Source organism: Schaalia vaccimaxillae DSM 15804 (assembly GCF_000420425.1).
Taxonomy (GTDB): Bacteria; Actinomycetota; Actinomycetes; order Actinomycetales; family Actinomycetaceae; genus Pauljensenia; species Pauljensenia vaccimaxillae.
This window is the reverse complement of the sequence record NZ_ATUX01000005.1, coordinates 1-22,884: the sequence shown is the minus strand read 5'-3', so window position 1 is coordinate 22,884 and position 22,884 is coordinate 1. Positions and strand designations below refer to the sequence as shown.

At 58.0% G+C, this 22,884-nt stretch carries 20 protein-coding genes, 1 pseudogene and 1 riboswitch; of the genes and pseudogenes, 8 read left to right on the top strand and 13 right to left on the bottom strand.

What is annotated here, in order from left to right:
* Positions 1 to 16: 16 nt before the first annotated feature.
* Together G439_RS0100195 and G439_RS0100190 are read right to left on the bottom strand one after the other, a co-directional pair.
* The gene (locus G439_RS0100195; RefSeq protein ID WP_022867175.1) at positions 17 to 655 is read right to left on the bottom strand and encodes an ECF transporter S component; all 639 of its coding nucleotides are present in this window, start codon (positions 653 to 655) and stop codon (positions 17 to 19) included.
* Between the two features lie 32 nt (positions 656 to 687).
* Positions 688 to 799, bottom strand: a riboswitch (TPP riboswitch).
* Between the two features lie 175 nt (positions 800 to 974).
* On the bottom strand, positions 975 to 2,429 hold the full coding sequence (locus G439_RS0100190; protein ID WP_022867174.1) for an amino acid permease: 1,455 nt from the start codon (positions 2,427 to 2,429) through the stop codon (positions 975 to 977).
* A gap of 346 nt (positions 2,430 to 2,775) precedes the next feature.
* Here G439_RS0100190 and G439_RS10515 point away from each other — a divergent pair.
* A pseudogene (locus G439_RS10515) lies at positions 2,776 to 3,120 on the top strand (DUF2218 domain-containing protein); the annotation flags it as partial.
* Between the two features lie 128 nt (positions 3,121 to 3,248).
* Here G439_RS10515 and G439_RS0100180 read toward each other — a convergent pair.
* The gene (locus tag G439_RS0100180) at positions 3,249 to 3,725 is read right to left on the bottom strand and encodes an SRPBCC family protein (protein WP_022867173.1); all 477 of its coding nucleotides are present in this window, start codon (positions 3,723 to 3,725) and stop codon (positions 3,249 to 3,251) included.
* 303 nt (positions 3,726 to 4,028) lie between these two features.
* Here G439_RS0100180 and G439_RS0100175 point away from each other — a divergent pair, with 303 nt between their 5' ends.
* Entirely contained in the window at positions 4,029 to 5,573 is a 1,545-nt protein-coding gene (locus tag G439_RS0100175; protein WP_022867172.1) for a Re/Si-specific NAD(P)(+) transhydrogenase subunit alpha, read from the top strand.
* 13 nt (positions 5,574 to 5,586) lie between these two features.
* Positions 5,587 to 7,128 (top strand): NAD(P)(+) transhydrogenase (Re/Si-specific) subunit beta, encoded by a 1,542-nt coding sequence (locus tag G439_RS0100170; protein WP_022867171.1) that lies wholly within the window; start codon positions 5,587 to 5,589, stop codon positions 7,126 to 7,128.
* Between the two features lie 109 nt (positions 7,129 to 7,237).
* Here G439_RS0100170 and G439_RS12310 read toward each other — a convergent pair whose 3' ends face one another.
* The 10 genes from G439_RS12310 to G439_RS0100120 all read right to left on the bottom strand — a co-directional run bounded on the left by G439_RS12310 (position 7,238) and on the right by G439_RS0100120 (position 18,043).
* Positions 7,238 to 7,873 carry a DUF2249 domain-containing protein gene (locus G439_RS12310; protein WP_083940700.1) on the bottom strand — a complete coding sequence of 212 codons (636 nt, stop codon included), beginning with the start codon at positions 7,871 to 7,873 and terminating at the stop codon, positions 7,238 to 7,240.
* 461 nt (positions 7,874 to 8,334) lie between these two features.
* A complete protein-coding gene (locus tag G439_RS0100160) occupies positions 8,335 to 8,799 on the bottom strand; it encodes a RidA family protein (protein ID WP_022867169.1) in 465 nt (154 codons plus the stop codon).
* 316 nt (positions 8,800 to 9,115) lie between these two features.
* Positions 9,116 to 10,978 (bottom strand): carbohydrate-binding domain-containing protein, encoded by a 1,863-nt coding sequence (locus tag G439_RS0100155; protein WP_022867168.1) that lies wholly within the window; start codon positions 10,976 to 10,978, stop codon positions 9,116 to 9,118.
* 99 nt (positions 10,979 to 11,077) lie between these two features.
* Positions 11,078 to 11,935 (bottom strand): polyphosphate polymerase domain-containing protein, encoded by an 858-nt coding sequence (locus G439_RS0100150; RefSeq protein WP_022867167.1) that lies wholly within the window; start codon positions 11,933 to 11,935, stop codon positions 11,078 to 11,080.
* A gap of 70 nt (positions 11,936 to 12,005) precedes the next feature.
* On the bottom strand, positions 12,006 to 12,611 hold the full coding sequence (locus G439_RS10510; protein WP_051125668.1) for a DUF4956 domain-containing protein: 606 nt from the start codon (positions 12,609 to 12,611) through the stop codon (positions 12,006 to 12,008).
* A 169-nt stretch (positions 12,612 to 12,780) separates the two neighbouring features.
* The gene (locus G439_RS0100140) at positions 12,781 to 13,983 is read right to left on the bottom strand and encodes an ADP-dependent glucokinase/phosphofructokinase (RefSeq protein ID WP_022867165.1); all 1,203 of its coding nucleotides are present in this window, start codon (positions 13,981 to 13,983) and stop codon (positions 12,781 to 12,783) included.
* Positions 13,984 to 13,995: 12 nt separating this feature from the next.
* Positions 13,996 to 14,856, bottom strand: a complete 861-nt coding sequence (locus tag G439_RS0100135) for a ketose-bisphosphate aldolase (RefSeq protein ID WP_022867164.1) — start codon at positions 14,854 to 14,856, stop codon at positions 13,996 to 13,998.
* A 34-nt stretch (positions 14,857 to 14,890) separates the two neighbouring features.
* Entirely contained in the window at positions 14,891 to 15,733 is an 843-nt protein-coding gene (locus G439_RS0100130) for a carbohydrate ABC transporter permease (RefSeq protein ID WP_022867163.1), read from the bottom strand.
* A 1-nt stretch (position 15,734) separates the two neighbouring features.
* Positions 15,735 to 16,676 (bottom strand): carbohydrate ABC transporter permease, encoded by a 942-nt coding sequence (locus G439_RS0100125; protein ID WP_026459225.1) that lies wholly within the window; start codon positions 16,674 to 16,676, stop codon positions 15,735 to 15,737.
* A 74-nt stretch (positions 16,677 to 16,750) separates the two neighbouring features.
* Positions 16,751 to 18,043 (bottom strand): ABC transporter substrate-binding protein, encoded by a 1,293-nt coding sequence (locus G439_RS0100120; protein ID WP_026459224.1) that lies wholly within the window; start codon positions 18,041 to 18,043, stop codon positions 16,751 to 16,753.
* A gap of 165 nt (positions 18,044 to 18,208) precedes the next feature.
* Between G439_RS0100120 and G439_RS0100115 the strand changes: the two genes are divergently transcribed.
* The 5 genes from G439_RS0100115 (at position 18,209) to G439_RS0100095 (ending at position 22,818) form a co-directional block, all read left to right on the top strand.
* The gene (locus tag G439_RS0100115) at positions 18,209 to 19,027 is read left to right on the top strand and encodes a DeoR/GlpR family DNA-binding transcription regulator (RefSeq protein ID WP_022867160.1); all 819 of its coding nucleotides are present in this window, start codon (positions 18,209 to 18,211) and stop codon (positions 19,025 to 19,027) included.
* Between the two features lie 116 nt (positions 19,028 to 19,143).
* Positions 19,144 to 19,455: a hypothetical protein gene (locus G439_RS0100110; protein WP_022867159.1), complete on the top strand. Its 312-nt coding sequence runs from the start codon at positions 19,144 to 19,146 to the stop codon at positions 19,453 to 19,455.
* Between the two features lie 147 nt (positions 19,456 to 19,602).
* Positions 19,603 to 20,643: a Tle-like phospholipase domain-containing protein gene (locus G439_RS0100105; protein WP_022867158.1), complete on the top strand. Its 1,041-nt coding sequence runs from the start codon at positions 19,603 to 19,605 to the stop codon at positions 20,641 to 20,643.
* Between the two features lie 9 nt (positions 20,644 to 20,652).
* Positions 20,653 to 21,102: a hypothetical protein gene (locus G439_RS0100100; protein WP_022867157.1), complete on the top strand. Its 450-nt coding sequence runs from the start codon at positions 20,653 to 20,655 to the stop codon at positions 21,100 to 21,102.
* 117 nt (positions 21,103 to 21,219) lie between these two features.
* Positions 21,220 to 22,818 (top strand): MFS transporter, encoded by a 1,599-nt coding sequence (locus G439_RS0100095; RefSeq protein WP_022867156.1) that lies wholly within the window; start codon positions 21,220 to 21,222, stop codon positions 22,816 to 22,818.
* Positions 22,819 to 22,884 lie beyond the last annotated feature (66 nt).

The following is a 22,884-nucleotide window of genomic DNA, read 5'->3' as shown; positions in this document are numbered from 1 at the left end:
GGTATCGGGATTTGATTCAGACACGCGTGCGCGCCTCGCGTCCAGCGGCGAAACGATCCAACGCACCCGTCTTCGCCAGCGCTTTGACCAACAGCCAAGCAACCATGCCGCCCAGGATCGCACCGGAAATAACGCAGCCAATGAAGTAGATGATCAGGAAGGCCGAGCCCTTTTCAATGTTGCCGTACATGAACAGTTCCAGGACCCAAGCGGCAACACCGGCTCCTGCACCAGAAAGCAGCGCAACGATCACGTTGTAGCGGCGGTACAGGAAAATAGCGAGGATGATTTCGACGCCCAAGCCCTGAGCAATTCCCGAATACAGGGTTCCGATGCCCCACTGTGACCCCAGTGCGGCGGACACGGATGCAGCAATGACCTCGACGAGGATCGCAGCGCCAGGCTTGCGGATAATCAGGCCCCCCAGGGTGCCTCCGAGCAGCCAAATGCCCAAAGCGAGGCCACCCAAACCAGGCGTTACGGCGTCCAGGACGTCGGTACCAAGTCCGCCGATCTGGTTCCACACCAGGAAAATCATGCCGCAGGCGACGCCCAGGATTGCGGCGGTCACCATGTCGACGACGCGCCAGCCGAGCTTGGGTGCGGGTGTGCCCGAGGGCGAGGTGGGTGAAGTGGGGGTGGTGTTGCTGACCATGCTGAAGCTTCTCCTCTCGTTGCAGCACGGTGCGCACGAGTGAAGAGCCTTCCTACGCCGGCATGATCCGGTTCAGGTTCTACGGTCGAAGGCTGGGCAGCCTCCCTCTCAACCCGGTCTCTCCGGGTTCCCGTGGCACTGGGCAAGAGAGTAGCCGAAGAAGAGTACTACGGCGAATGGACGTAGGTGCACGAGGCCGATCACCCGGTCTGGGAGCGTTAAAATTCCAGGCCGCCGCTCAGGCAGACGCATCTTCTGTAGGTATCGGTGGCGGGCACCGGCGGCGGTTACCTTGAGCAGGCCCTTTCCTCAGGCACCGTCATTCATCCACCGAAGCTGACTCCTGCGCCCGACGCAGCATCCGATGGCGCGTCACCAACGCGGCCCCCACGATGAACAGAATCCACACGAGCGAAGCCACCAAGCCGACGCGGGTGTCCGGCCTCGATGCCAACACCGCCACCATGGCCACCATGAACACCAGCACCACCCAGGCGCTCACTTGGCCACCCGGTGCCTTGAAAGACGAGGCCGCGTGCAGGTGAGGACGTCGGCGGACAAAGATCAGGTAGGCAACGACAATGACCACCCACACGCCCATGAAGAGGGTTGCAGACATGGACGTGACCAGCGTAAAGGCTTCAGAAATTGAGCCGCCCGTTCCGATAATGACGATGCCGGACAGCAAGAAGACGCAGGACAGGAAAAGGGCGTTGCGGGGTACGTGGCGCTTGGATAGCCGGTTGAAAATCTGGGGCGCGTCGCCTCGTCCGGCAAGTGAGTAGAGCATGCGCGAGGTCGAGTAGATCCCCGAATTTGCCGAGGACGCTGCCGACGTGAGGACCACCAGATTGACGATGGTGGCCGCCGCGCCCAGTCCCGTCATGGAGAACATAGTGACGAAGGGGGAGGCGTTGGGGTCGACCTCGTCCCATGGTGTGACCATCATGATGGCCGCCAAGGCTGCGACATAGAACAGCATGATGCGGATCGGAATGGAATTAACGGCTTTTGGCAAGGTGGTTTCAGGGTCGGCTGTTTCGGCGACCGTGGTGCCTACCAGTTCGATGCCGACAAAAGCGAAGAGAGCGATCTGGAAGCCGCCGAGGAATCCGTCGAAACCCGTGGGGAAGAATCCGCCGTGAGCCCACAGGTTCGATATGGCTGCGGGTGTGCCGCTTTCTCCTGTTACGCCGATGGTCACCATGGCAAAGCCGACGACAACTAGGGCCAAAATGGCGACGATTTTGATCAGGGCGAACCAGAATTCGGTTTCTCCGAAGGCTTTGACGGTCATTGCGTTGAGGGCAAAGAGCAGCGCTGTCGTGATGACGATGGGGATCCATGCTGGCGTGGCCGGCCACCAAAAACGCACATAACCGGTGATAGCAACCATGTCGGCGACGCCGGTGACGACCCAGCACATCCAGTAGGTCCATCCGGTGACAAATCCCGCCCACGGCCCGATGAGGTCGCGGGCAATGTCGGCGAAGGTTGAGTATCGGTGGTCGGAGAGGAGGAGTTCGCCCATCGCTCGCATGAAGAGGAAGAGCACAGCACCGATGATGATGTAGACGAGGAGGACCGAGGGACCGGCGACTGAGATTGTTTTGCCTGAGCCCATGAATAGGCCTGTGCCGATGGCGCCGCCGATTGCGATGAGTTGGACGTGGCGGTTTTTCAGGGTTCGCTGCAGATGTGGTCCTTCCTCCGCTGCAGCGAGGACGATGCTTTGCGGTTGCGTCCTCGCGCTGTGCTGTTCCTTCGGATTCATCGGCGGTCCCCTTCTGATATGCCTCGTCCGGCTTGCGCCGTAAGACGGGTAAACGCTACTCCTGCACCCGCCAGCCGCCCAATCTCCCTTCTTCCTAGCCCGTCACCCCTCCTTGTCGCCTTCCCCGCGAGGGACGCCCAAAACTTCCGCGAGGGACGCACATAAGTTTGCCGAGGGACGCCCATGTACAGCCGGTCGACAGTAGATCTCCCGGATGCCAGCCCAAGATATGAGATGCTCAAACTTAGGTAAGGAGATCCTTATGACCTCGCCTACAGTTGCAGCAGTTACATCCGTCGCTCGCGTGAAAACTTCCCCGCCTGAACGTTAAGGTCGCCAGCTCAACAGCCATATGGGCCACAAAATCAGTGCAACGTGGGACGCAGAATCGTTGACAGACACAATGGATTTCAATCAAGAAGGCCCAAGCATCGGGCAATTTCTCATTTCTTGCGAGGACGATGCCCTCGTTCTTCATCTGACGACTACAACCAACTTCGTCGACAAGTTGGAGTATGTGGCCGGAATTCATATCGCCAGATTTGGCGCCAAATACTCACTCAAGATCGCACGGGTTCGCAGCGACGGCACTTCCGGAACTACGCAGGGGACGCTCAGTTGCGACGAGGTCGAAGCCCACTCGCATCAAAAGCGTTCGGCGCGGGAGGCTGAACAGTCCACCTCTCAGTAGAGACAAAGCAACGGGCAGCAGTTGAGAGGACGTTTGTGCGTCCCTCGGGAAAGTTACGGGCGTCCCTCGCGAGACTTTTGTGCGTCCTTCGCGGGGATGGGGAGGAGGAGGGCAGGGAAGAGCGGGAGTTAGGACTCCAAGTGCTTCTTAAGTCCGACTAAGACCTCATCCCATAAGCCGGCCTCGTCGTCCCACACCTGACGCGCCTCGTCCTCGTCATCAGACACCGACGACAACCCGGATTCTTCAACGTGAACGGCAGTAGCGCCATCCTCGTCTGACAGGGAGATTTCGACACGGGTCGCATGCTCGTCTGGGAGCTCGTCACCGGCCACCGGATACCAGCGGAACGACACGACATCCATCGGGTCCTCATCAGCCTTTTCTACGAGCCACTCGCCAGCCTCCGGATCAACAACCGTGTATACACCGTCGTCACCTTGGGTAACCTCGTGGTCACCGAGCGGCCCATCGTTGATCCACCATCCCGGCTCGGACACCATCATCCAGACCTTTTCAAGGGGTGCGTCGATGACGACCGTGCCCTCGACGCGATCGAAATCATTCTCTACCTGAGTATCTGCATCGTTGTCGAAGAAGTTCATACCCCAACGGTAGCCGCACTAGATCGAATTCGGCAGGCGATTTATCTGGTCGTTTATCTGGGCCATAAGGCTTAACCGGCCTCTTTGTCACTGACATTTATTTGCTTTCGTCTCACCATATGGGGCCACAAGTCCCGAATGACGACACTTTTGGGCAATAAGGTTTTCTCGAACCCTTGAAAGGTTCAAGAAATTCCAAATTTTCCCATAAGAGCAACCAAAGTCAACGGTGTTTGCAGGCCCCAACCAACCATTCGGCGGACACCCCGAGCAAACATCAAACAAACAACCGAAGGAGCCACCATGCGCATCGGAGTCCCCGCAGAGGGTCCCGACCAACCACTGGTCGCAGCGACTCCCCACACCGTCGGCCTCCTGACCAAACTCGGATACGAGGTCGCCGTCCAACACGGAGCAGGACACTCAGCCCAATTCCCCGACTCCGCCTACGAAGAAGCCGGAGCCGCCCTCGTCGACGCCGCCGAAGTCTGGCAATCAGACATCGTCACCACACTGGACACCCCCGCCGACGAACTCATCGCCACCATGCACCCCGGAGCCACCCTCATCGCCAGGCTCGCACCCCGCAAAGACACCAAACTCGCTTCGCGCCTTGAACCCACCGGCATCACCGCCCTGGCCATGGACGCCGTCCCACGCATTTCGCGCGCCCAAGCCATGGACGTCCTGTCCTCGCAAGCCAACGTCGCCGGATACCGCGCCGTCATCGAAGCCGCCACCCACTTCGGCCGAGTCTTCACAGGCCAAGTCACCGCCGCCGGCAAAATGCCGCCCGCCAAGGTGTACGTCATCGGAGCGGGCGTGGCAGGCCTGGCCGCCATCGGCACCGCAAACTCCATGGGCGCACAAGTATTCGCCACCGACGTGCGCCCCGAAGTCGCCGAACAAGTCGAATCCATGGGCGCCTCCTTCGTGGCACTACCCACCGCCCAAGAAGAATCCAGCGACGGATACGCCAAAGCCATGAACGAGGACGAGGCTGCCGCAGCTATGAGCCTCTACGCAGCCCAAGCCGCCAAGTCCGACATCATCATCACCACCGCAAACATCCCCGGGCGGACTGCGCCCATCCTCCTTGACGACGCAGCCATCGCAGCTATGGCACCCGGATCCGTCATCGTCGATATGGCAGCGGCTAACGGCGGAAACACGACGATGACCGTGCCCGGAGAAGTCACCGTAACGGCCAACGGCGTGACCATCATCGGTTTCAAGGACCTCGCAGGTCGCCTCCCCGCCCAAGCATCCCAGCTATACGGGCGCAATATCGTCAACCTGCTGACACTCATGACACCGGGCAAAGACGGCCAACTTGTCATCGATTTAGAAGACGAGGTCGTGCGCGGCATCGCCGTGACCGTGGACGGAAACATCACGTGGCCACCGCCCCCCATCAAGGTTTCGGCGGCCCCGGCCGCACCCACTGGCCCCACCGCTGAAGAACTCGCCCGGCACGAGGCCGAAAAGGCCGCGCAGAAGAAGCGTTCGAGGCGCAACCTCATGATTTTTTCCGCGGTGGCGGTGCTGGCCCTCGTTGCTTTGATTCTGGTGACACCGGCGGCGACAACCGGCCACTACATCGTGCTGCTGCTGGCAGTTCTGCTGGGCTTCTACGTGATCTCGAATGTCACGCCGGCACTGCACACGCCACTGATGTCGGTGACTAACGCGATTTCCGGCATCATCCTGGTGGGCGCGATCTCGCAGATCGGTAACGCCAATCCTTTCATCGCCGCGATCAGTTTCTTGTCGATCGTTTTGGCATCCATCAATATCTTCGGCGGTTTCGCGGTTACTCACCGCATGCTGTCGATGTTTAAGAAGTGAGGCGAATCCGACGATGATTCTCACCCACGTTCACCTTTTCAACGCAGATCTTGCAGCTAGCCCGCGGCTCTTCGGCGCAGGACTAGCCCGAGCAGCCTCCCTGTCGGTCGCTGACCTCAACCAGCCAGTGACCGTCGCCTACATTCTGGCAGCAGCTCTCTTCATTGCGGCATGTGCAGGGCTTTCCCGGCACGAATCAGCGGTCCTGGGCAATATCGCTGGGGCGGGCGGCATGGCCATTGCCGCTGTTGCGGCCATCGCGATCGCCCTCGTTTCTGATCCCCACTATGGGGTCATGACCACGGCCATCCTCATTGCACTAGCCATCGGCATCGGTGGAGTCATCGGTCTGGTGCTGGCACGGCGCGTGGAAATGACTGGTATGCCGCAGCTCATCGCGATCTTTAATGGCCTTGTCGGCCTTGCCGCCGTCATGGTCGGCTACAACTCCTACGCTTCGCCGGACGCTTCATCGGCGGCCCTGGGAGGGTTCCACTACGGGGAAGTCTTCCTATCCACGTTTGTTGGAGCCGTGACCTTCACCGGATCAATCACAGCTGGCCTCAAACTCTCCGGCAAGATTCCCGGCCGCCCAATCCTGTTGCCTGCCAGGAATTGGCTCAACTTGGGAATCATCCTGGCATCGGTGATCCTGGGTGTTATCTTCGCCAATGTTGAGGAACACTCTGTGGCCGCGTGGACGTGCCTGGTTGTTATGACACTGCTGGCCTTGGCCCTGGGCATTCACCTGGTGCTGGCCATCGGTGGCGGCGACATGCCTGTGGTTGTGTCGATTATGAATTCCTATTCCGGTTGGGCCTCGGCGTTCACCGGATTCTTAGTGAACAACGATCTGCTGATTATCACCGGCGCGATCGTCGGATCCTCGGGCGCGTTCCTGTCATACCTGATGTGCCAGGCCATGAATCGTTCCTTCATGAACGTGCTGCTCGGCGGCTTCGGGACGGACTCGTCGACGGCCGACGCTGGGAGCGACCAGGAGCAGGGCGAGATTCACGAGGTCGACGCCAATACCGTGGCTGATCTGCTACTGGATGCCAAGCGGGTGATGATTACCCCCGGATACGGTATGGCTGTTGCGCAGGCTCAGTATCCGGTTGCCGCTTTGGTCGAAGACCTGGTGGATCGGGGCGTTGAGGTGACTTTCGGTATTCATCCGGTCGCCGGGCGCCTACCCGGGCACATGAATGTGTTGCTGGCTGAGGCAAAAGTTCCCTATGACGTTGTCCTGGAAATGGATGAGGTCAATGACGATTTCGAGAACATTGACGTTGTTCTGGTCATCGGGGCCAATGACACGGTCAATCCTGCGGCCGAAGAACCCGGCTCACCTATTGCCGGTATGCCTGTGCTCAAGGTGTGGAACGCAGGCAAGGTTATCGTCTTTAAGCGTTCGATGGCGACCGGATACGCCGGCGTGCAAAATCCGCTGTTCTTCAAGGAAAATACGTCGATGCTCTTTGGAGATGCGAAGGACACGGTCGAGGCAATCGATCGGGCAGTAGAGATCAACCGGCCACTTCAAAAGGCCTAGCCCCCCCACTCTCTTCCCCCCCCCCCGCCGAGAGCAGACCTTATGGTCGTTTTTCGCCCATTTTTGGCAGATTTTTGACCATAAAGTCTGCTCTCGGCGGAGAAGTCAGTTAGCTCAGACGAGTGATACGGTAACGCCAATCCACGGGGCCAGCTTCAATGGTCTCAACGCGGTAGTGGAACTGCGAGTTCTGGAGGCGGGCAAACAGTGGTTCAGGCTGGTGGGGTGCACAAATCTGGAGGTTCTCGCCCACCGGCAGTTTATCGACGGCGGCGAAAAGAACTGCGTGGCGAACAACGCGGGGGATGGAGTGGATAACGAGCTCGTCAGCTCCGGGCTGGTGTTGAACGCCTGCTACTCCACTTCGAGACTGTTCTACACCATAACCGCGTCCATGCCCGCCACAACCGCAACCTCCAACCGTTGACTTTGAAGCATCGGCAACCGCACTCTGATCTGCCTGGACCTGCGAAGCACCGTGTCCGCCTCCGTGACCGCCGCATCCGCAGCCTCCGGCTTGGCCTGCCCCGTGGCCACCAGCATGTCCTTGGCTGTCTCCATGATCGCGACCTCCGCCATGTCCTCCACAGCCACAACCACTACCTCCGTGTCCGCGTCCATCCCCGTAGCCGCCGCATCCGCAGCCACCCTGAGGTTTGACGTCCTCACTACCCGTGCGCGCGTCTACAAGCTTGAAAGTCTGGTGTTCGCCGCCGGGAGCGGCCTCGGGCAGAGTGTCAACCATGATGGGTCCTTCGTGTAGAAGTGTTGAGACGCGGGATACCCCGCTGGGGTACCCAGTTTAGGCGCGCCTAGCCACGTCGTCACAGTGAAATACCTTCAACTTAAGGATCTAACCCGCAAAAACAGACACAGTCGTCGGTCGGGTTGGAAGCACCATTCACATGAAACGTTGAAATTCCAACGATTCATATCTAGGCGCAGACAGTCGCTGGGAACGACTGTGTCTAATTTTGCGGGTGAATCGAATAAGCCACATGCCTCCGACGTGAGCTCATACCCCGACGTGACCACATTCCCCATGTAACGCCGACCAGAAGGGCCCCTCCAAGGTATGCCGACGCCTAGCTGGAGCCTGCGTCGATTAGCACTCTCAACTGGGCAAACCACATTCGGACTCAAGTTAGTTCCCCAAGCGAGCGGCCTCCACTCCATTTACCGCCGCCCCAAACGACCAGGCGGTTTTCAGTCCTCGCGCAGAGCAAACTCCGCTTCTACCTCAACAGACACATTGAGAGGCAAGGCGGCAACCCCAACAGCCGAACGCGCGTGTGCGCTTCCAAAAATTTCACCAAAGAGCTCGGACGCCCCATTGATGACACCAGCCTGGCCATAGAAGTCCGGCAAGGAAGCAACAAAACCCGTCACCTTGACGACACCCGCGAGACGGTCGACTCCACCCGCGAGCGCAGCCGCAGCCGCCAGTGCGTTGAGGGCACAAACACGTGCAGCGTCCTTGGCGTCTTCAGGATCAGCGCCATCTTCGCCGACCGCGCCATTGCAGACAGGCTCGCCGTCAACCACTGGGATTTGTCCGGAGGTGCGGATGACTCCACGATCCTCAACTGCAGGAACATACGCGGCGACTGGAGTCGCAACCGGAGGCAACGAAAGGCCAAGCTCTGCAAGCTTTTCTGAAGGCAATGTCATGGTGGGGTCCTTTCTAGCCAGGTGCATAAAACGGTGAGCACCTGATGAAAAAGTTGGAGACGTGTTCAGCGTACGGGATTCTTCAAGCTAACCGCGTGGAACATTTCATCCCTGTACCCTGCGCTATGCGTTCCCTGCTCTTTTACGCGCGAGATCGTCCCCCAAGTTGACTCAGCAACCCGGGAGACTTCTCAATGGCGACTTGCCAATATAGGTTCTTTCGATTTCTTGCCGCCGAGATCAGTTCGAGAAAGTCACCGCCAGAACATGAGTATCCGGGAACCTAGCCTCGGGAAGCTTGGCCGCCTCGAAGAACCTAGCCTCGGGGAGCCTGGCCGCCTCCGGGTCCCATACCGCCACCCATGCCACCGCCGGCAGATTCACCGGCCGTCACCTCAACAGAATTCCCATCCACAGTGACCGTGTAGGTTTCGCCGGTCGTCATCCCTTCGGTAGAGAAAATCACCGAACCGAAGGACTTCGCCGACGTATAGGAAGCGATCTCGTTACCGCTCGAATCTGTGATCGTCACGGTCGAACCTACCGAACCGGAAATCGTTGCACTCACCCACCCCTGTCCATCTGTGGATGACAGTGTCTGGACCATCCCGTTGGTGCCAACCGCAAGCAGCGTTCCGCCGGTGATCGTCCCAGTGCCCATGTAGTCCAGCGAACCGTTGGCTCCCGACTCGGGTCCGTAGACAGTGGTGGTTCCACCCGTTATGGTGATGGATCCGTTGGAGTCCAGGCCGTCACCACCGGCGTTAACGGTCAGGGTTCCTCCGGTGATTGTCAGTTGTTCACCGGTATCCTGTTCACCGCCGCCCATTGCGCCCATGCCGCCTCGTCCTTCAGCTGTATCAGCAGCATCTGAGGTCTCTGTTGTGGCTGCGAGGCCGTCCTCAACGGTGATTGAGCCAGAAGCATTGACGCCATCATCAGAGGCAGTCAGGTCGATGTCGCCCGCAGCCACGGTGATCAGCCCGGCCTCCAGCCCTTCTACGGATTGCGAAACTGTGGCATCAGCACCATCGAGCACAGCGGCAACTTCCGCGTGGATACCGTCATCACCAGACGCAATCGTGATGGTGCCAGAGGTCAGTCTCAGGGCTCCGTCCGAGTGCAGGCCATCATCACCGGAGTCAATATCGATGGTCGCGCCGTCAACGATCAGGTAGGTTCCGGCTTTAATGCCCTTGGTCGAAGTCTCGTCGTTCTTTCCAGCTGAGGCTCCGCCGCCAGCTTCGATGTCTACTGTTCCGCCGGTTAGCACCGCATCGGTGTAAGCCGCGATCCCATCGCCGTCAGAAACGATGGTGACGGTTCCGCCCATGACAGCCACATATCCCTTGGTGTCGTCACTGTCCTGGTCGGCTTTGAGACCGTCGCCACCTGAATCGACATTGATGGTACCTCCGGCAATGGTCAGCGAGTCCTTGCCGCGCAGCCCGTCATCAGCCGCAGTTACGTTAATTTTGCCGGATAGGATGTACAGGTCGTCTTTCGAAGTGATGCCGTCATTGCCGTTACCGGTGACGATGAGTTCACCGTCACCGGTGATTGTCAGGTCGCAATCGACGTAGATGGCGGCATTGTCATCGATAGACTCGTCATATGAGGACGCGTCTGACACTGTGGAGGTCCCAGTCAATGACAGGACGACATTGTCGGCGGCCTGCACGTAGATCGCCGATCCGCCTGAGTTCGTAATGGTGGCATCTTCCAGAATGATGACAACTGTTGCATCCTTGGCAGCAGCAACGATGATCTGGCCTTCCAGTTTTCCAGAAATCTTGTAGACGCCCGCTTCGGTAATGGTCACGGTGGAGCCATCAACGGTGACGGTTGTGGCGTCGGTGGAGGCCGAGTCTCCGGTTAGGGTGATGGCCTGAGCGTCCTCGGCGGACCATTCGTCATCGGCCACGTAGGAGGCTTCGGCGTTATTGGCTAGAGCGTCGGCGGATGTGGGAGGAGCGGTGGTGTCGCCGTTACTTCCCGCTTCGGCCGTGGATTGCGCAGTCCTTGCCGAAGTTGTAGAGGCTGTGGCGGTTGTGCCGCTGGTGGCTACGGAGGCAGCGTTGGTGCCGGTGCAGGCACTGAGCGCTAGGGCTGCAACTGCGGCTAGGGAGCCGACTTTAAGAGCGGTGCGTTTGGTGAATTTTTTCAGAGGGTTCGTCATGGTCAGTCCTTTTCGTAAGTCAGTAGATGTGGTGCTCTATCGGTGTTTTTTCGGTGTCTTTACCGTGGTTGGTGTGCGGGGCGACTGCCCGGATTTCCTTCAGCACAGGTCGGTAAAATGCCTGCCCAGGGTGCGGTGCCACCGGTTGGTCGGTAGTTGGGGATCCAACGCAGCCAGCCCGGTCGCATACTTGGAGATCCGTGTCGGCCGGTGTCCTGCAGCCCACAGTAGGTGGTCAAGTTGCGAGGGCGAGGACCCAGACTTTGTTTCAACAACCACCAGGTTGGGGGCTTGGATGCTCCGGCCGCTTGGGCTCCCTGTTCCAGCCGCGTACGGCGCTTGACCTGTTCCACGCAGGTCAGTCCAGGTCAGAGCCGAATCGAGGGTGGCTCGCCCCTGCCCGCACGGCATCGCCAGGGTCAGCCTGGTGTAAGTACCCCGCAGAACGGGGTTCAGTTCTGCGGCAACGGCGTCCTCGTACCCAATGGAGCCAAGAATGCCGGATACCCACCGGCGCCCCCGAGCGGTCAGCCGGCCCGCGGCCGCGTCCTCGACGCCGTACTGCGCACGTTCTTTGACGGTGAAGCCGCGGCCTGCACGGGTCTTCACTTCCAGAAAAGCCAGGTCTGAATCGACGTAGGTGCGGGTGCGCACTTTGAAGCGGCGGCGGCGCGGGCGGGCCGTCATCATGAAAGCGTCGAGGTTGCGCGTGTCGAAGTAGGTTGATTCATACGCTTGGGCGCGGATGCCGTTGATTTCGAGGACGCGAGTGTCAACGTCTAGTTCGGACAGGATCGCGGGCACTTCGTCAACGCGGAGGGTGTATTTGCGGTCGACGCGGGTGAGCATCCGTGCCTGAGCGTTGAGCTCTTCCAAGCTAATGGAGGCCATGTTTGCGGGGACCAGGGCTTGGACCATGAAACGTGTGTCCATTGTTTCCTGCATCGCTGCTGTCATTGTCTTTCCATCCATTCGTGGTCGATGCGGTCTCCGCCGGTTGGTCGTATGGTTTTCAACCAAGTCCTTGTCATCCGACTCGTACGGTTCGCCGCGATGGCAAGTCGGTCACGTGGGCATGTGCTGGTTGGGTTCCAGTGTGTGGTGCGGCATCGGTACGCAAGCGCACATCCACCAAAGTCAGGTCGTTGACAAGGTCCACGCGGATGACGCGGGTGCCCAGTACTCGGACGCCCAATTGTTGTTCGAGAGCAGCGACGAGTTCATCGGAGTCAACGATCGCGCGGTCGAGTTGGATCTGTTGGTTCTGGAAGGAACCAAAGATGCGCTTGGAATCGCCAACGGCGAGGACTACCAGGATCAGCGCCACGAGGCTGACGATGAGCACCGATGGAGCGGTGGACATCCCAAGCAGGAGGCCGATGGACAGGGAGGCGAAGTAGTAGGCGATTTCATGCTGGGTGATTTCGTCGGAGCGCAAGCGGATAATCGAGAGGACACCGAAGAGGCCCAGTCCCAGGCCTGCGGAGACGGTGGAGTTTGCCAAGATCATGGCGACGGCTAGGACGCCAATGTTGACTCCCATGAATGCTGCGACGAGGTCTGCGCGGCGGTGGCGAGGGAAGTAGAGTCCGAAGATCAGGGCGATCATGGCGACTAGGTCGATCCCGATCATGATCAAAGTGTTTGCGGTCAAAGCTGTGCTCCTTGCTGGCGGTTGTTGATCTCATTTCGCCAGGTGTTCCTGTGGATGGGCTGTGGTGAGCACAGGTATGGTCTAAGGCTTTCTGACCGACGGCGGTTTTAGTAGGTATCGAGCGTCTGTTTCACGGCTTTGCTGAGGCTTACAGTTCTTCAGCACTTCCAAGGGCAGCCATGAGACCGCCGATAAACGAATCTCCGAGTCCGATCGTTGTCGGTGACGGGGCGTAAACGTCGTACGAGGGCACAATGTGGATTCCATGTCGAACGATATCCGGATCTTCTGCGAGATGCGTCCCAATCGGGTCTCGAGGAGTAGTTCGCATCTCCTCAAAGTCTTTGCGTGTCATGGAGTCACCATGCGCATACCTCGTTGATGCCATGAGGCACCCCGTGACCGCGGCATTGGCAAAACGCTCCGCTCCTTCTCCGAATACCGCCGCATAGTGACTCGTGTGGAGGAGGATTTTGTTTGCCATCAGACGGGTTTTCAATTCCTCCATGACACGAGCAATCTCAGCTCCATCCTTAGGGTCGAACGATCTCTGCACATACGCTGCGGCCTCGTCCTCATTGAGAGAGTGGATGTCGATGAGATCGCAGATCTTGTCAAGAACAATGTCGCGCATTGCCTCGTCGTGGAAGCCTGCATCCTCGTAGACAATCGGCGTCCCAGCGGCGACGCTCTCAATCATTCGTCGCAAGGTGTCGAGCCGTTCCCGCAAGAGATCGGGCGACTTCATCGTGTTGAATCCAGAGATCATCACTGCGTCTGCACGTGCCAGAGCGGGTCCCAGATCGGGGCTGAGTCTCATGAGTTCGTTCGGGGTGTCGTGGACGAGGATCACCCGGTTCGGGCGCGAACTGTGCACAACTCCACCGATGATCCTGACGTCTTCGTCGGCGGGGAACTGGAAGATGACGTGCGGTTCGCACGAGTCCCGATCGGCGCTGCAGATCCACGCGACTGCGGCTGGGAGAAGGTTCCTGACGTCGTCGTTGATCGACACGAGGTGGACAGTGGATCCAATGCCGATCCTGTCCATTGCAACGGCAGCGCGCACGCATGTGCCGCCGAGAGTCGTGCGACTGTCGAAATGCCGGTCAAGTTCCGACAGGGAGTCAATGCTGCGGACATGGCATTCTCCTCCCCTGCCCCGGTGCATCATTTGTAACAGGTAGACGAGGGCGGCTCGGGCGTCCGTGGCAACGGGGGTCGGATCGTCCTCGATCTCGTCCATAGTGATTTCCATCTGGGTCGCGAGCGCTTGCACTTGCGTCAGATTCCATACGACTTCGTGATCGACTGTTCCGCCGAGGCCGAGGACGATCCTTCCCCTGTTCATGGTTGTGCGCTTTCAGTAAAGGCTGGCTTTATCGACGGATTCGAAGAGGTCGATCTTCTGCGCGGCGCATGCGCGCAGCGCCTCTTCACAGGGAGGTTCGATGACGTTGGGTTCACGAAGATGGATGTCAGTCAGGACCTGTCTCATTCTGAGGAAGTAGGCGGCTTTGATATCCGACGAGATGTTGATTTTGTTGATACCCCCATGGACTGCACCTGAGATTTCCGTGTCGGAGTTGTTCGATCCTCCGTGGAGGACGAAGGGGATCCCGAGGCGTTCCTTGATCGTGGCGAGTAAATCGAGCCGGAGTTCGGGTTTAGCTTCGGATGGGTACAGGCCGTGTCGAGTGCCGATGGCGATGGCGAGCGAATCGGCTCCGGTCTCATCAATGAATCGTTCAGCGTCGTCGGGATCGGTGTAAAGGATTTCCTCCGATCCTGTCTCTCCGTATTTGTCTGACACGCCGATCGTGCCAAGTTCGGCCTCGACTGACACGCCGACCGCGTGCGCGGCCTGAACAACGCGCGAGGTCTGTACGACGTTCTCTTCAAAGGGAGCGAAGGATTTGTCGATCATTACTGAAGTGAAGCCGGACTGAATCGCGAGGAGAACTTGCTCGTAGGAGGCACCGTGATCAAGATGGATCGCGGTGGGCACCGAAGACTTGTGCGCAATCCGGATGATCGAGGTAAGCATGTCGGTACCGATATGCGATAACTCATCCGGGTGGATCGCGATGATGTGGGGCGATCGTTTCTCCTCGCATGTCTCGACCACCGCCCGTAGCATCGAATAGCTCGAGATGTTAAATGCGGGAACAGCGAAGCCGTGAGTGTTCGCAACCGACAGGATCTCGTCGCCTGTGCACAACATTGTTTGGACCTTTCTTTCTATGGGTACGCCAAGATCAGTTCTTGACGGATCCAGCGGTCATACCTCCGATGAAGTAACGCTGGAAGAAGATGAAGAGTAGGAGCACGGGGATTGAGCCAAGGACAGACATCGCCATCATTTCGTTCCATTCGTAGGAGTGCTGTCCCATGAGGAGTTGGATGCCGATGGGAACGGTGCGCATGTCGTTCGTTCTGGTCAATGTGAGTGCGAAGAGGTATTCGTTCCACGCGATCATGAAGGTGTAGATGCCGACCGATACGATCCCGGGAATCGAGATTGGTACGAGCACCCGCCACAGGGCTCCGAACGAGGTTGTTCCATCGACTTTGGCGGCCTCATCGAGTTCTCGTGGGAGGGTGTTGAAGTAGCCGGTGAGCATGATGATTGCGTAGGGCAGTGTGAACACCATGTAGGTGAGGATCAGACCGTGGTACGTGTTGTACAGCTTGAGCGCGACCATGAGACCGAAGAAGGGGATCAGCAGCGTGATCGGGGGAACCGCCTGCACTGAGATGATGATGACGTTGAGGATCCGTTTGCCTGGGAAGTCAAAACGGCTGAATGCGAAGGCGGCGAGGATCGCGACGATGAGTGTAAGCGCCGAGACGGAGAGGGCGACGATGTAGCTGTTGATGAAGAAGCGAATTTTCTCCGGGTCCTGGAAGATCGATAGGTAGGCGCTGAGCGAGCTTCCTTCTTCGATGAGTTTGGGAGGGGTTGCGAAGATTTTTGGGTTTGGCTTGAACGAGGATGAGAGCATCCATAGGACGGGTAGCGCGGCGAATGCGGCACCGATGAGCAGTCCGATCCAGGTGAGGATGCGCGTTAGGAGCGCGCGCTGTTTCTTGCTGAGCATGTCAGTCCTTCGTTCGCTGGCTCTGGACGTAGAAAAAGGCGAGGACCATCGACAGGACGAGGATGATGGCGGCGCTGGTTGAGGCAGAGGAGAAGGCGTATTCAGCAAAGGCCAGCTTGTAGGTGTATGTCGAAAGCATTTCCGTTTTATTGAGAGGTCCTCCGCCGGTCGTCATCCAGATGAGGGCGAATTGTTGGGAGGTCCAGATAGTGTCCAGGAGTGCCATCGAGATGATGATGGGTTTGAGTTGTGGCAGGGTGATTGACCAGAATCTGCGGAGGGGACCGGCGCCGTCTACTTCGGCCGCCTCGTAGAGATCGGCGGGGATTCCTTGTAGGCCTGCGAGGATTGAGATCATGAAGAACGGGTATCCCGCCCAGATGTTGATGAAGATGATTGCGGCGAGGGCTAGGTGAGGGTCGGCGAGCCATTCTTTGTGCGGCTCGACGAGGCCCAGTCCGGACAGCAGTGCGTTGGCAACGCCGTTGGGGTTGAGGATCAGTCTCCACAGAATTGCGATGATCGCAACGGTGAGCAGCCACGGTAGGACGAAGAGGGTTCTGAAGAACGTCTTGGTGACTGCAGACAGGCATGAAGCGTTGAGGAGCATGGCGAAGGCGAGGCCGATGATCATGTGGGCGACGACGGAGGTTGCGACGAACCATGCGGTGTTTGCGAGGGCTGTATGGAACTTCGGATCGGTGAGGATGTCGAAGTAGTTATCGAGTCCGACGAAGTGTGGGTTCTTGTCAGTGATCGCACCACTTTGGAACGAGTACCAGACGACCATGAGGATTGGGGCCGCCATGAGTACTGCGAGCAGAGTAAGTGTCGGTGTGAGGTACGCGTATGGAACCGTTATCCGTTTGACGTGCTCGGTGACGCAGTGGCGAGGCTTGATGCGCCGGTCGCTTTCCACGTGCAAGTCTATTCGAGGTGTCATGTTCGAGTGCCTGTCGTCGACTGTGGTTGTCTCCTGTGGGGTTCTCTCCTGCGGAGAGAACCCCACAGTGTCGATCAGAACTTCTCCATCCACGAGTCCTGCACGCCTTTGAGCATGGTGTCGGCGTCTGTTTCGCCGTTGAGGTATCGCTGGAATGGTTCGTCGAATTCGCGCATGAGCGTTTCGGCGACAGGCAGTCCGGTGAATTCGTTAGCGGGTTGACCGGAGCTCCAGATGTCAAATGCCTTCTTGAAGAGTTCATCGTCATTGACGAATGCGGGCACGGCTTGCGCGTTCCCGGGGAAGGCTTTGGCGTCGTTGGCGAGGGCGGAGTTTATGTCTTGCGACATAAGGAATTCGACGAGTTTCCACGCCTCTTTGGGGTGTTGGGAGTTCGCAGAGACGCCGATCCCCCACGAGGCATAGGGCATTCCACGTTCCCCGGTGTAGCCGTCTTGTGCGGGGATTGCAGAGATTTCGAAGGTGAGGTCGGGATTTCCTTCCCGGATCGTGTTGATGTGGGCCAGAGAGTCGATCATGAAGCCGACGCGACCGTTCGTGAAGTCTTCGACTTTATCCTGCTCTTTCATCGTGAAGGCGCCGGGGGAAATGACTCCGGCGTCCCACAGTCCCTTGATGTATTCGATGGCACTTCTGACGTCCTCGTTTGTGACATTCGGTTTTCCGTCGTCGGTGAGCATGGACCCTCCCGATGCCCATACCCAGGACATGACGTCATTCTGGATTCCGTTAGGAGTCTCGAGGGATAGGGGTAGTGCCCATCCGCTGATATCAGGGCTTACGGCGTGAATCTTTTTCGCTGCGTCCTCAAATTCGCTCCGGTTGGACGGAATGGCTGAGACCCCAGCCTGTTCGAGGAGGGCTGTGTTCGCGAACATCGGATAGACGAAGTTGACGACGGGGATCATGTACGTTGATCCGTCAATCTTGATTTGGCTGGCAAGTTGGGATTCGTCGTAGTTGTTGTTGGACATCATCTCGGAGAGATCCGCGATGGCCCCTTGTTTGGAGAAGTCGGAGACCCATGCTCCATCGAGCCCGACAACATCGGGCATTGTGCCCGATGCGGATGCGGCAATGAGTTGTTCCTTCGTTGATGCGTAGGGTCCGGATAGGAGTTTGACTTTGATGCCGGGGTTCTGTTCCTCGAATTGATCCATGAGTGCACGGAAAGAACCATCTGGCAGTTCAGGCTCCCACCATTGGACGAATTCGAGGGTGACAGCGTCGGCGGATTCACCGGACGCCGTTGGGTTGTTTCCTGAGCCTTCTGCGGTGCAGGCTGCAAGTCCCATTGAAGCTACAGCCGCAACAGAAACGGGCAGAAGCCATCGAATATTGCGCATGATCATCTCCATCGTCGTTGATGCAAGGTGCGACATCATGCATTTTTTTGCGGTTTTATGATGTCTAACGCAATATTAGAGCGGTTTTCTTCGATTTTCTAGATTAATATAAATAACAATTACGTAACGACACGTAATTGTGCGCTGAAACGGTAGGCTCCACGCATGGAGCACTTCTCAAATCGCCTCCCCGCAGGGCGCAAGGCAGCCATCATCCAGCAGGTCAATTCCCTCGGTCAGGTGACGGTCGCAACCCTGGCCCAGAATTTCAATGTTTCCCTGGACACAATTCGTCGTGACCTCGACCAACTCGACACTGACGGTGCCCTAATTCGCACGCATGGCGGAGCAATGTCCACCTTTGCAGTCCCTTGGCACGACACCCGCATTGACGACAGACTTCGCCTCCAGCCTCATCAGAAGAAGGCGATCGCCACCCTCGCAGCCGACCTCGTACCAGACGGGGCCGTTCTATTCATCAATGGGGGCAGTACAGTACTCCCCCTCATTCATGAATTGGCCAACAAGCGAGAACTCATCATCGCAACAAACAATCTACGTCTAGCATCCGAGCTCAATCCGGACTCATGCCGCGACCTTTACGTCTTTGGAGGACACGTCCGCGTTTCTGGGCAAGTGACGATTGGACCTATCACTTTCGCAAGCTCAATCTCCGGAACAGAGAACGATATTCAGGCAGATCTAGCCTTCATCGCCGTAGGCGCCTTCGACGAAAAGGGATTCTCAACAAGCAACCTGGACGAAGCAGCGATGCTCGCCCAAATGGCAGAACGAGCGAAGCATGTCGTGATCCTTGCGGACTCTTCGAAAGCCGGACGGCGACTCTTCGCATCTATCGGCCCACTATCCCTGGCCGACTACCTCATTACTGACACTTCCCCTTCACCACAACTCTGTGAAAACCTGCGCTCGGCCAATGTCACGCTCCTCACTCCGGCAGCGGCGACCCAAGTCGAGGACTAACGAAATCCCGGCTCACCCTCGTGAGCCACGATGCCTCACCCCCTCAGCTTTTACAGGAGCCAATCCTTCGATAACCTAGAACTACACGTAGCGTCAACCGACCACAAGGAGGTTTCGTGTCGGATTTAGAGATCGTCTCCGGCGACCTTGAAGCCTTCGCCGCAACCCTGGAGGGTGCATCCGAGGACGTCGGCGCGTTAACTTTCGATGCTGGCAGCGCGATCACATCCTCGATGCCGGGTACTACCTGTGCTGCCGACTTCCCATCCGCGACGGACACGGTTGCGACAGCTCAGTCAACGGCGTCCGGCGCCCTCGATTCAATCGCCGAGAACGCGCGTCTCGCGGCCCGCGATTATATTGCCAACGAGGCTGCCGCCGAGTCTGCTCTTCAAGCGAGTACAGAGGCACTCAGTGCTGTGGAGTGACGTCAAGGATTGGGATCCGGGAAACCTGGAGTCTCTTGCTGAAGACCTGCGTGGAACTCGCGACAAGGCAGCCTCATATCTGGATGATGTTGATGCGGCAGAAGGTCGTGTTGTCAGCACAACATCTCAATCAACGATGATGGCACTTTGGACATCTACCACTTTTCGACTTCGACACCGGACGGAACGATCAAAGCCGAAGAAGCCAACGCAATAATCGATGCGGATGCCGAGACGATCCGGCAGCGAATGAGCGAGACTCTTACGCAAGCTCAAACGGTCGCGAACGATTATTCGACCGCGCTTCAGGAGATCGCCGCCGAGGAGGCGCCAAAGATCTACGGCGAGGGCGGTGGTATGGCAGCGGATGGAAGTTTGGCAACTGCCATTGATCCAGTAACCTTCGCCAAGCTCTCAGACTCAGCATATGCCGACGGAACTTCAAGCCCCCAGAATCTTCCCCAGGGGTGGCGGGAAGCCGACGAGGACGAGCTTCGGGCCCTTGGCCTCGATCCATCAATGTTCAACGATGACGGCTCAGGTTCCAACGCAAGTCTCTTCGTGAATGAGGATGGCCAGTACGTTCTGGCTTTCCGTGGTTCCGATAAAGAATGGAATGACTGGTCCGACAACCTCACCGGCAGCATGATGGTTACCCGTCAACAGAAGCAGGCAACCGAACTGGGCGCACGAGTGCGCTCAGCCCTCGAGGCCAATGGGATCGACCATTCGCAACTGCATTTCACCGGCCATTCCCTGGGCGGCGGCCTGGCTTCAATGGCTTCGATCTCAACCGGGGTTCCGGCGACAACCTTCAACCCGGCAGGCCTTGGAGCAAACGACATCAACTTTGCTCAGCAAAGGCGTATTGACTTGTACGCGGAAACTTCCTCCGCATCGGATGAACGAGCACGGGTCAATGCCTATGTATCAGAGGACGATATCCTCAACGACTTCCAAGACAACACCCGCGCTCCGGACGCCTACGGAACGAGGCACAATATCGACACTGCAGGATCACCCGAGGAGGCCTTCCGCGCAGCCTACGAACAGGCTCTCGGTAAGGGAAACATTCATGCACCTGAGGAGTACCAGGCTGCGGTTGCAGCGGGGAATGCGGCAGCTCTCAAACACCGACTTGACGCACATGGCCTCGAACCGCTGATCGAAGCACTAGAAAATAAGTAAGGACTTTCCATGAACACACACAGTAAAAGCTTGGGAGCCCTCGCCTCCGCAGCGATAGTCGGACTCAGCCTCACCGCCTGCACCCCAATCGCCAACGAAACCCAACTCACTCAAATCGAAAACGCCATCACCGCACTAGGCACACCAATCACAGGAGCCGAAGCAACACACGAAAGCCGCGGAGAAAACGGAATCCACTACAGACTCACCATCTCGGTCGCAGGTGACTCCATCAACTCTGACAAGCTCCGTTCGGCTGTCATCGCAGCGGCAGACGCAACAACCTTCGAGTTCACATCAGGTATCATCCACGTGCTCGGAGGGTCTGGTGAAGCACTCAAGATCCATGAGACCGCGATCGAAGCTGGTATTCCGAACGAATACCTCAAGCTCAACGATATGTCGATCGATAGATTCAACGACACTGAGCTCCACGAACTCGCAGACCAACTGCGCTGACACTGTGACCTGAAGGAGCGTCGGCACGCCCCGTATTCTCAGCACAAATACGCACAGGGCTGTGAGGCCGGTCTCACAAAGTTCTCGTATAACGTGACAAAGCGCAGAATTGTCACCATGGTTTCTGACAATCATCAGACTCATGAGCGCATTACCGACGACGAGCTCAACGCCCTCGTCGACACCACACCCGCCTCAGGTAAGTCACGACGTATCGCCTTCCTGGCTGGTGTCGCAACCTTCGGGTCCCTGCTTTTTGGCTATGACACTGGTGTCATCGCCGGAGCCCTGCCCTACATGTACATGGACCAGACAGCAGGCGGCCTGGGGATCAACGAGTTCGAAGAAGGCCTCGTTGGAGCTTTCCTCGCTATCGGCGCGGCCTTCGGCGCTATCTTCGGCGGGCGCCTCTCAGACCGCTACGGCAGGCGCCACAACATCTTGCTGCTCGCCGTAATCTTCATTATCGGAACGCTCGGCTGCACATTCTCACCCAATGTGTGGGTCCTCTATTTCTTCCGTTTCATCCTCGGATGGGCAGTGGGCGGCGCTTCGGCCACGGTTCCGGTCTACCTCTCCGAATCTGCGCCCACTCGGGTACGAGGCTCCCTGGTCGCCCTCGACCAATTCATGATTGTCTTTGGACAGTTGCTCGCCTACTCAATGAACGCCATGCTGTCCAAAGCACACGGCGGACCACAAGCCCAAGTTGCCTCCGACGCGACAGGAACTCTCGAAGCCGGTCAATGGTATTCATGGGACCAAATCGCCAGGATTGGCGGCGTCCTCGTCGATGCCGGGAACGGACAAGCATGGCGGTGGATGCTCGTACTGGCCACCATCCCCGCGATCTGCTTGTGGATCGGCATGCGGATGATGCCCGAGTCGGGCCGCTGGCATGCCGCAAATTTGCGGTACGTGGAAGCTGTCGGAGCACTCAAGCGAATCCGCCAACCTGAGCGCGATGACATTCACGACGAAGTTCGCGAAATGGTGGAATTACACGAGGTCGCCAAGCGCGAAGGCAAGTGGTCGTTACGGCACACATTCTCAGTGGAATGGACGCGGCGCCTGGTATTCATTGGTATTGGCCTGGCATGTTTCGACCAGCTGACAGGCATTAACACGGCCATGTATTACCTGCCCAAGATATTGCATGCTGCAGGTTTTTCTTCCGCGGATTCAATCTCGATCAATGTGATTACGGGCGCGGTTGCCTGCGTGGGCGCAGGCTTTGGATTGTGGCTGGTCAGCCGCTTTGCTCGCCGCCACGTCGGCATCTACCAAGAAACGGGTGTGACTCTGTCACTCTTCGCTCTGGCGGTTGTATTCGCCGTGGGTATCACACCATATACCTTGGCCGATGGCACGATTTCGGATGCTGTACCGGCATTCTTGCCGTGGCTGGTTGTGGTGTTGGTGTCGGTATTCGTCTTCGCCAAGCAGTCAGGCACCGTGAACTGGGTGCTACTGTCGGAAATCTTCCCCGCCAAGATTAGGGGCGTCGCCCAAGGTTTTGCCGTAGGGTGCGGTTGGCTAATGAACGCAGTAGTCACCTACATCTTCCCAGTCATGATCGAGCATCTGGGCGCCGCATGGACCTACGCCGTATTCGGCGCAATCAATGTAGTGTCCCTGTGCTTCTACGTTTTCATCGTGCCTGAGACGAGGGGGGCGTCGCTGGAGCACCTCGAGGAGCAGTTCTCCCGGGGATAGGCCTAGGCCGCAGCATCACCACGAATGCGTTCGAAACGACGTTACGGCTTTCAAGGTGACGCTACA

What these genes read in the sequence shown, in the direction of transcription:
- G439_RS0100195 (WP_022867175.1), bottom strand. Translation starts at nt 655, where the DNA reads ATGGTCAGCAACACCACCCCCACTTCACCCACCTCGCCCTCGGGCACA.
- G439_RS0100190 (WP_022867174.1), bottom strand. Translation starts at nt 2,429, where the DNA reads ATGAATCCGAAGGAACAGCACAGCGCGAGGACGCAACCGCAAAGCATC.
- G439_RS0100180 (WP_022867173.1), bottom strand. Translation starts at nt 3,725, where the DNA reads ATGAACTTCTTCGACAACGATGCAGATACTCAGGTAGAGAATGATTTC.
- G439_RS0100175 (WP_022867172.1), top strand. Translation starts at nt 4,029, where the DNA reads ATGCGCATCGGAGTCCCCGCAGAGGGTCCCGACCAACCACTGGTCGCA.
- G439_RS0100170 (WP_022867171.1), top strand. Translation starts at nt 5,587, where the DNA reads ATGATTCTCACCCACGTTCACCTTTTCAACGCAGATCTTGCAGCTAGC.
- G439_RS12310 (WP_083940700.1), bottom strand. Translation starts at nt 7,873, where the DNA reads ATGGTTGACACTCTGCCCGAGGCCGCTCCCGGCGGCGAACACCAGACT.
- G439_RS0100160 (WP_022867169.1), bottom strand. Translation starts at nt 8,799, where the DNA reads ATGACATTGCCTTCAGAAAAGCTTGCAGAGCTTGGCCTTTCGTTGCCT.
- G439_RS0100155 (WP_022867168.1), bottom strand. Translation starts at nt 10,978, where the DNA reads ATGACGAACCCTCTGAAAAAATTCACCAAACGCACCGCTCTTAAAGTC.
- G439_RS0100150 (WP_022867167.1), bottom strand. Translation starts at nt 11,935, where the DNA reads ATGACAGCAGCGATGCAGGAAACAATGGACACACGTTTCATGGTCCAA.
- G439_RS10510 (WP_051125668.1), bottom strand. Translation starts at nt 12,611, where the DNA reads ATGATCGGGATCGACCTAGTCGCCATGATCGCCCTGATCTTCGGACTC.
- G439_RS0100140 (WP_022867165.1), bottom strand. Translation starts at nt 13,983, where the DNA reads ATGAACAGGGGAAGGATCGTCCTCGGCCTCGGCGGAACAGTCGATCAC.
- G439_RS0100135 (WP_022867164.1), bottom strand. Translation starts at nt 14,856, where the DNA reads ATGTTGTGCACAGGCGACGAGATCCTGTCGGTTGCGAACACTCACGGC.
- G439_RS0100130 (WP_022867163.1), bottom strand. Translation starts at nt 15,733, where the DNA reads ATGCTCAGCAAGAAACAGCGCGCGCTCCTAACGCGCATCCTCACCTGG.
- G439_RS0100125 (WP_026459225.1), bottom strand. Translation starts at nt 16,676, where the DNA reads ATGACACCTCGAATAGACTTGCACGTGGAAAGCGACCGGCGCATCAAG.
- G439_RS0100120 (WP_026459224.1), bottom strand. Translation starts at nt 18,043, where the DNA reads ATGCGCAATATTCGATGGCTTCTGCCCGTTTCTGTTGCGGCTGTAGCT.
- G439_RS0100115 (WP_022867160.1), top strand. Translation starts at nt 18,209, where the DNA reads ATGGAGCACTTCTCAAATCGCCTCCCCGCAGGGCGCAAGGCAGCCATC.
- G439_RS0100100 (WP_022867157.1), top strand. Translation starts at nt 20,653, where the DNA reads ATGAACACACACAGTAAAAGCTTGGGAGCCCTCGCCTCCGCAGCGATA.
- G439_RS0100095 (WP_022867156.1), top strand. Translation starts at nt 21,220, where the DNA reads ATGGTTTCTGACAATCATCAGACTCATGAGCGCATTACCGACGACGAG.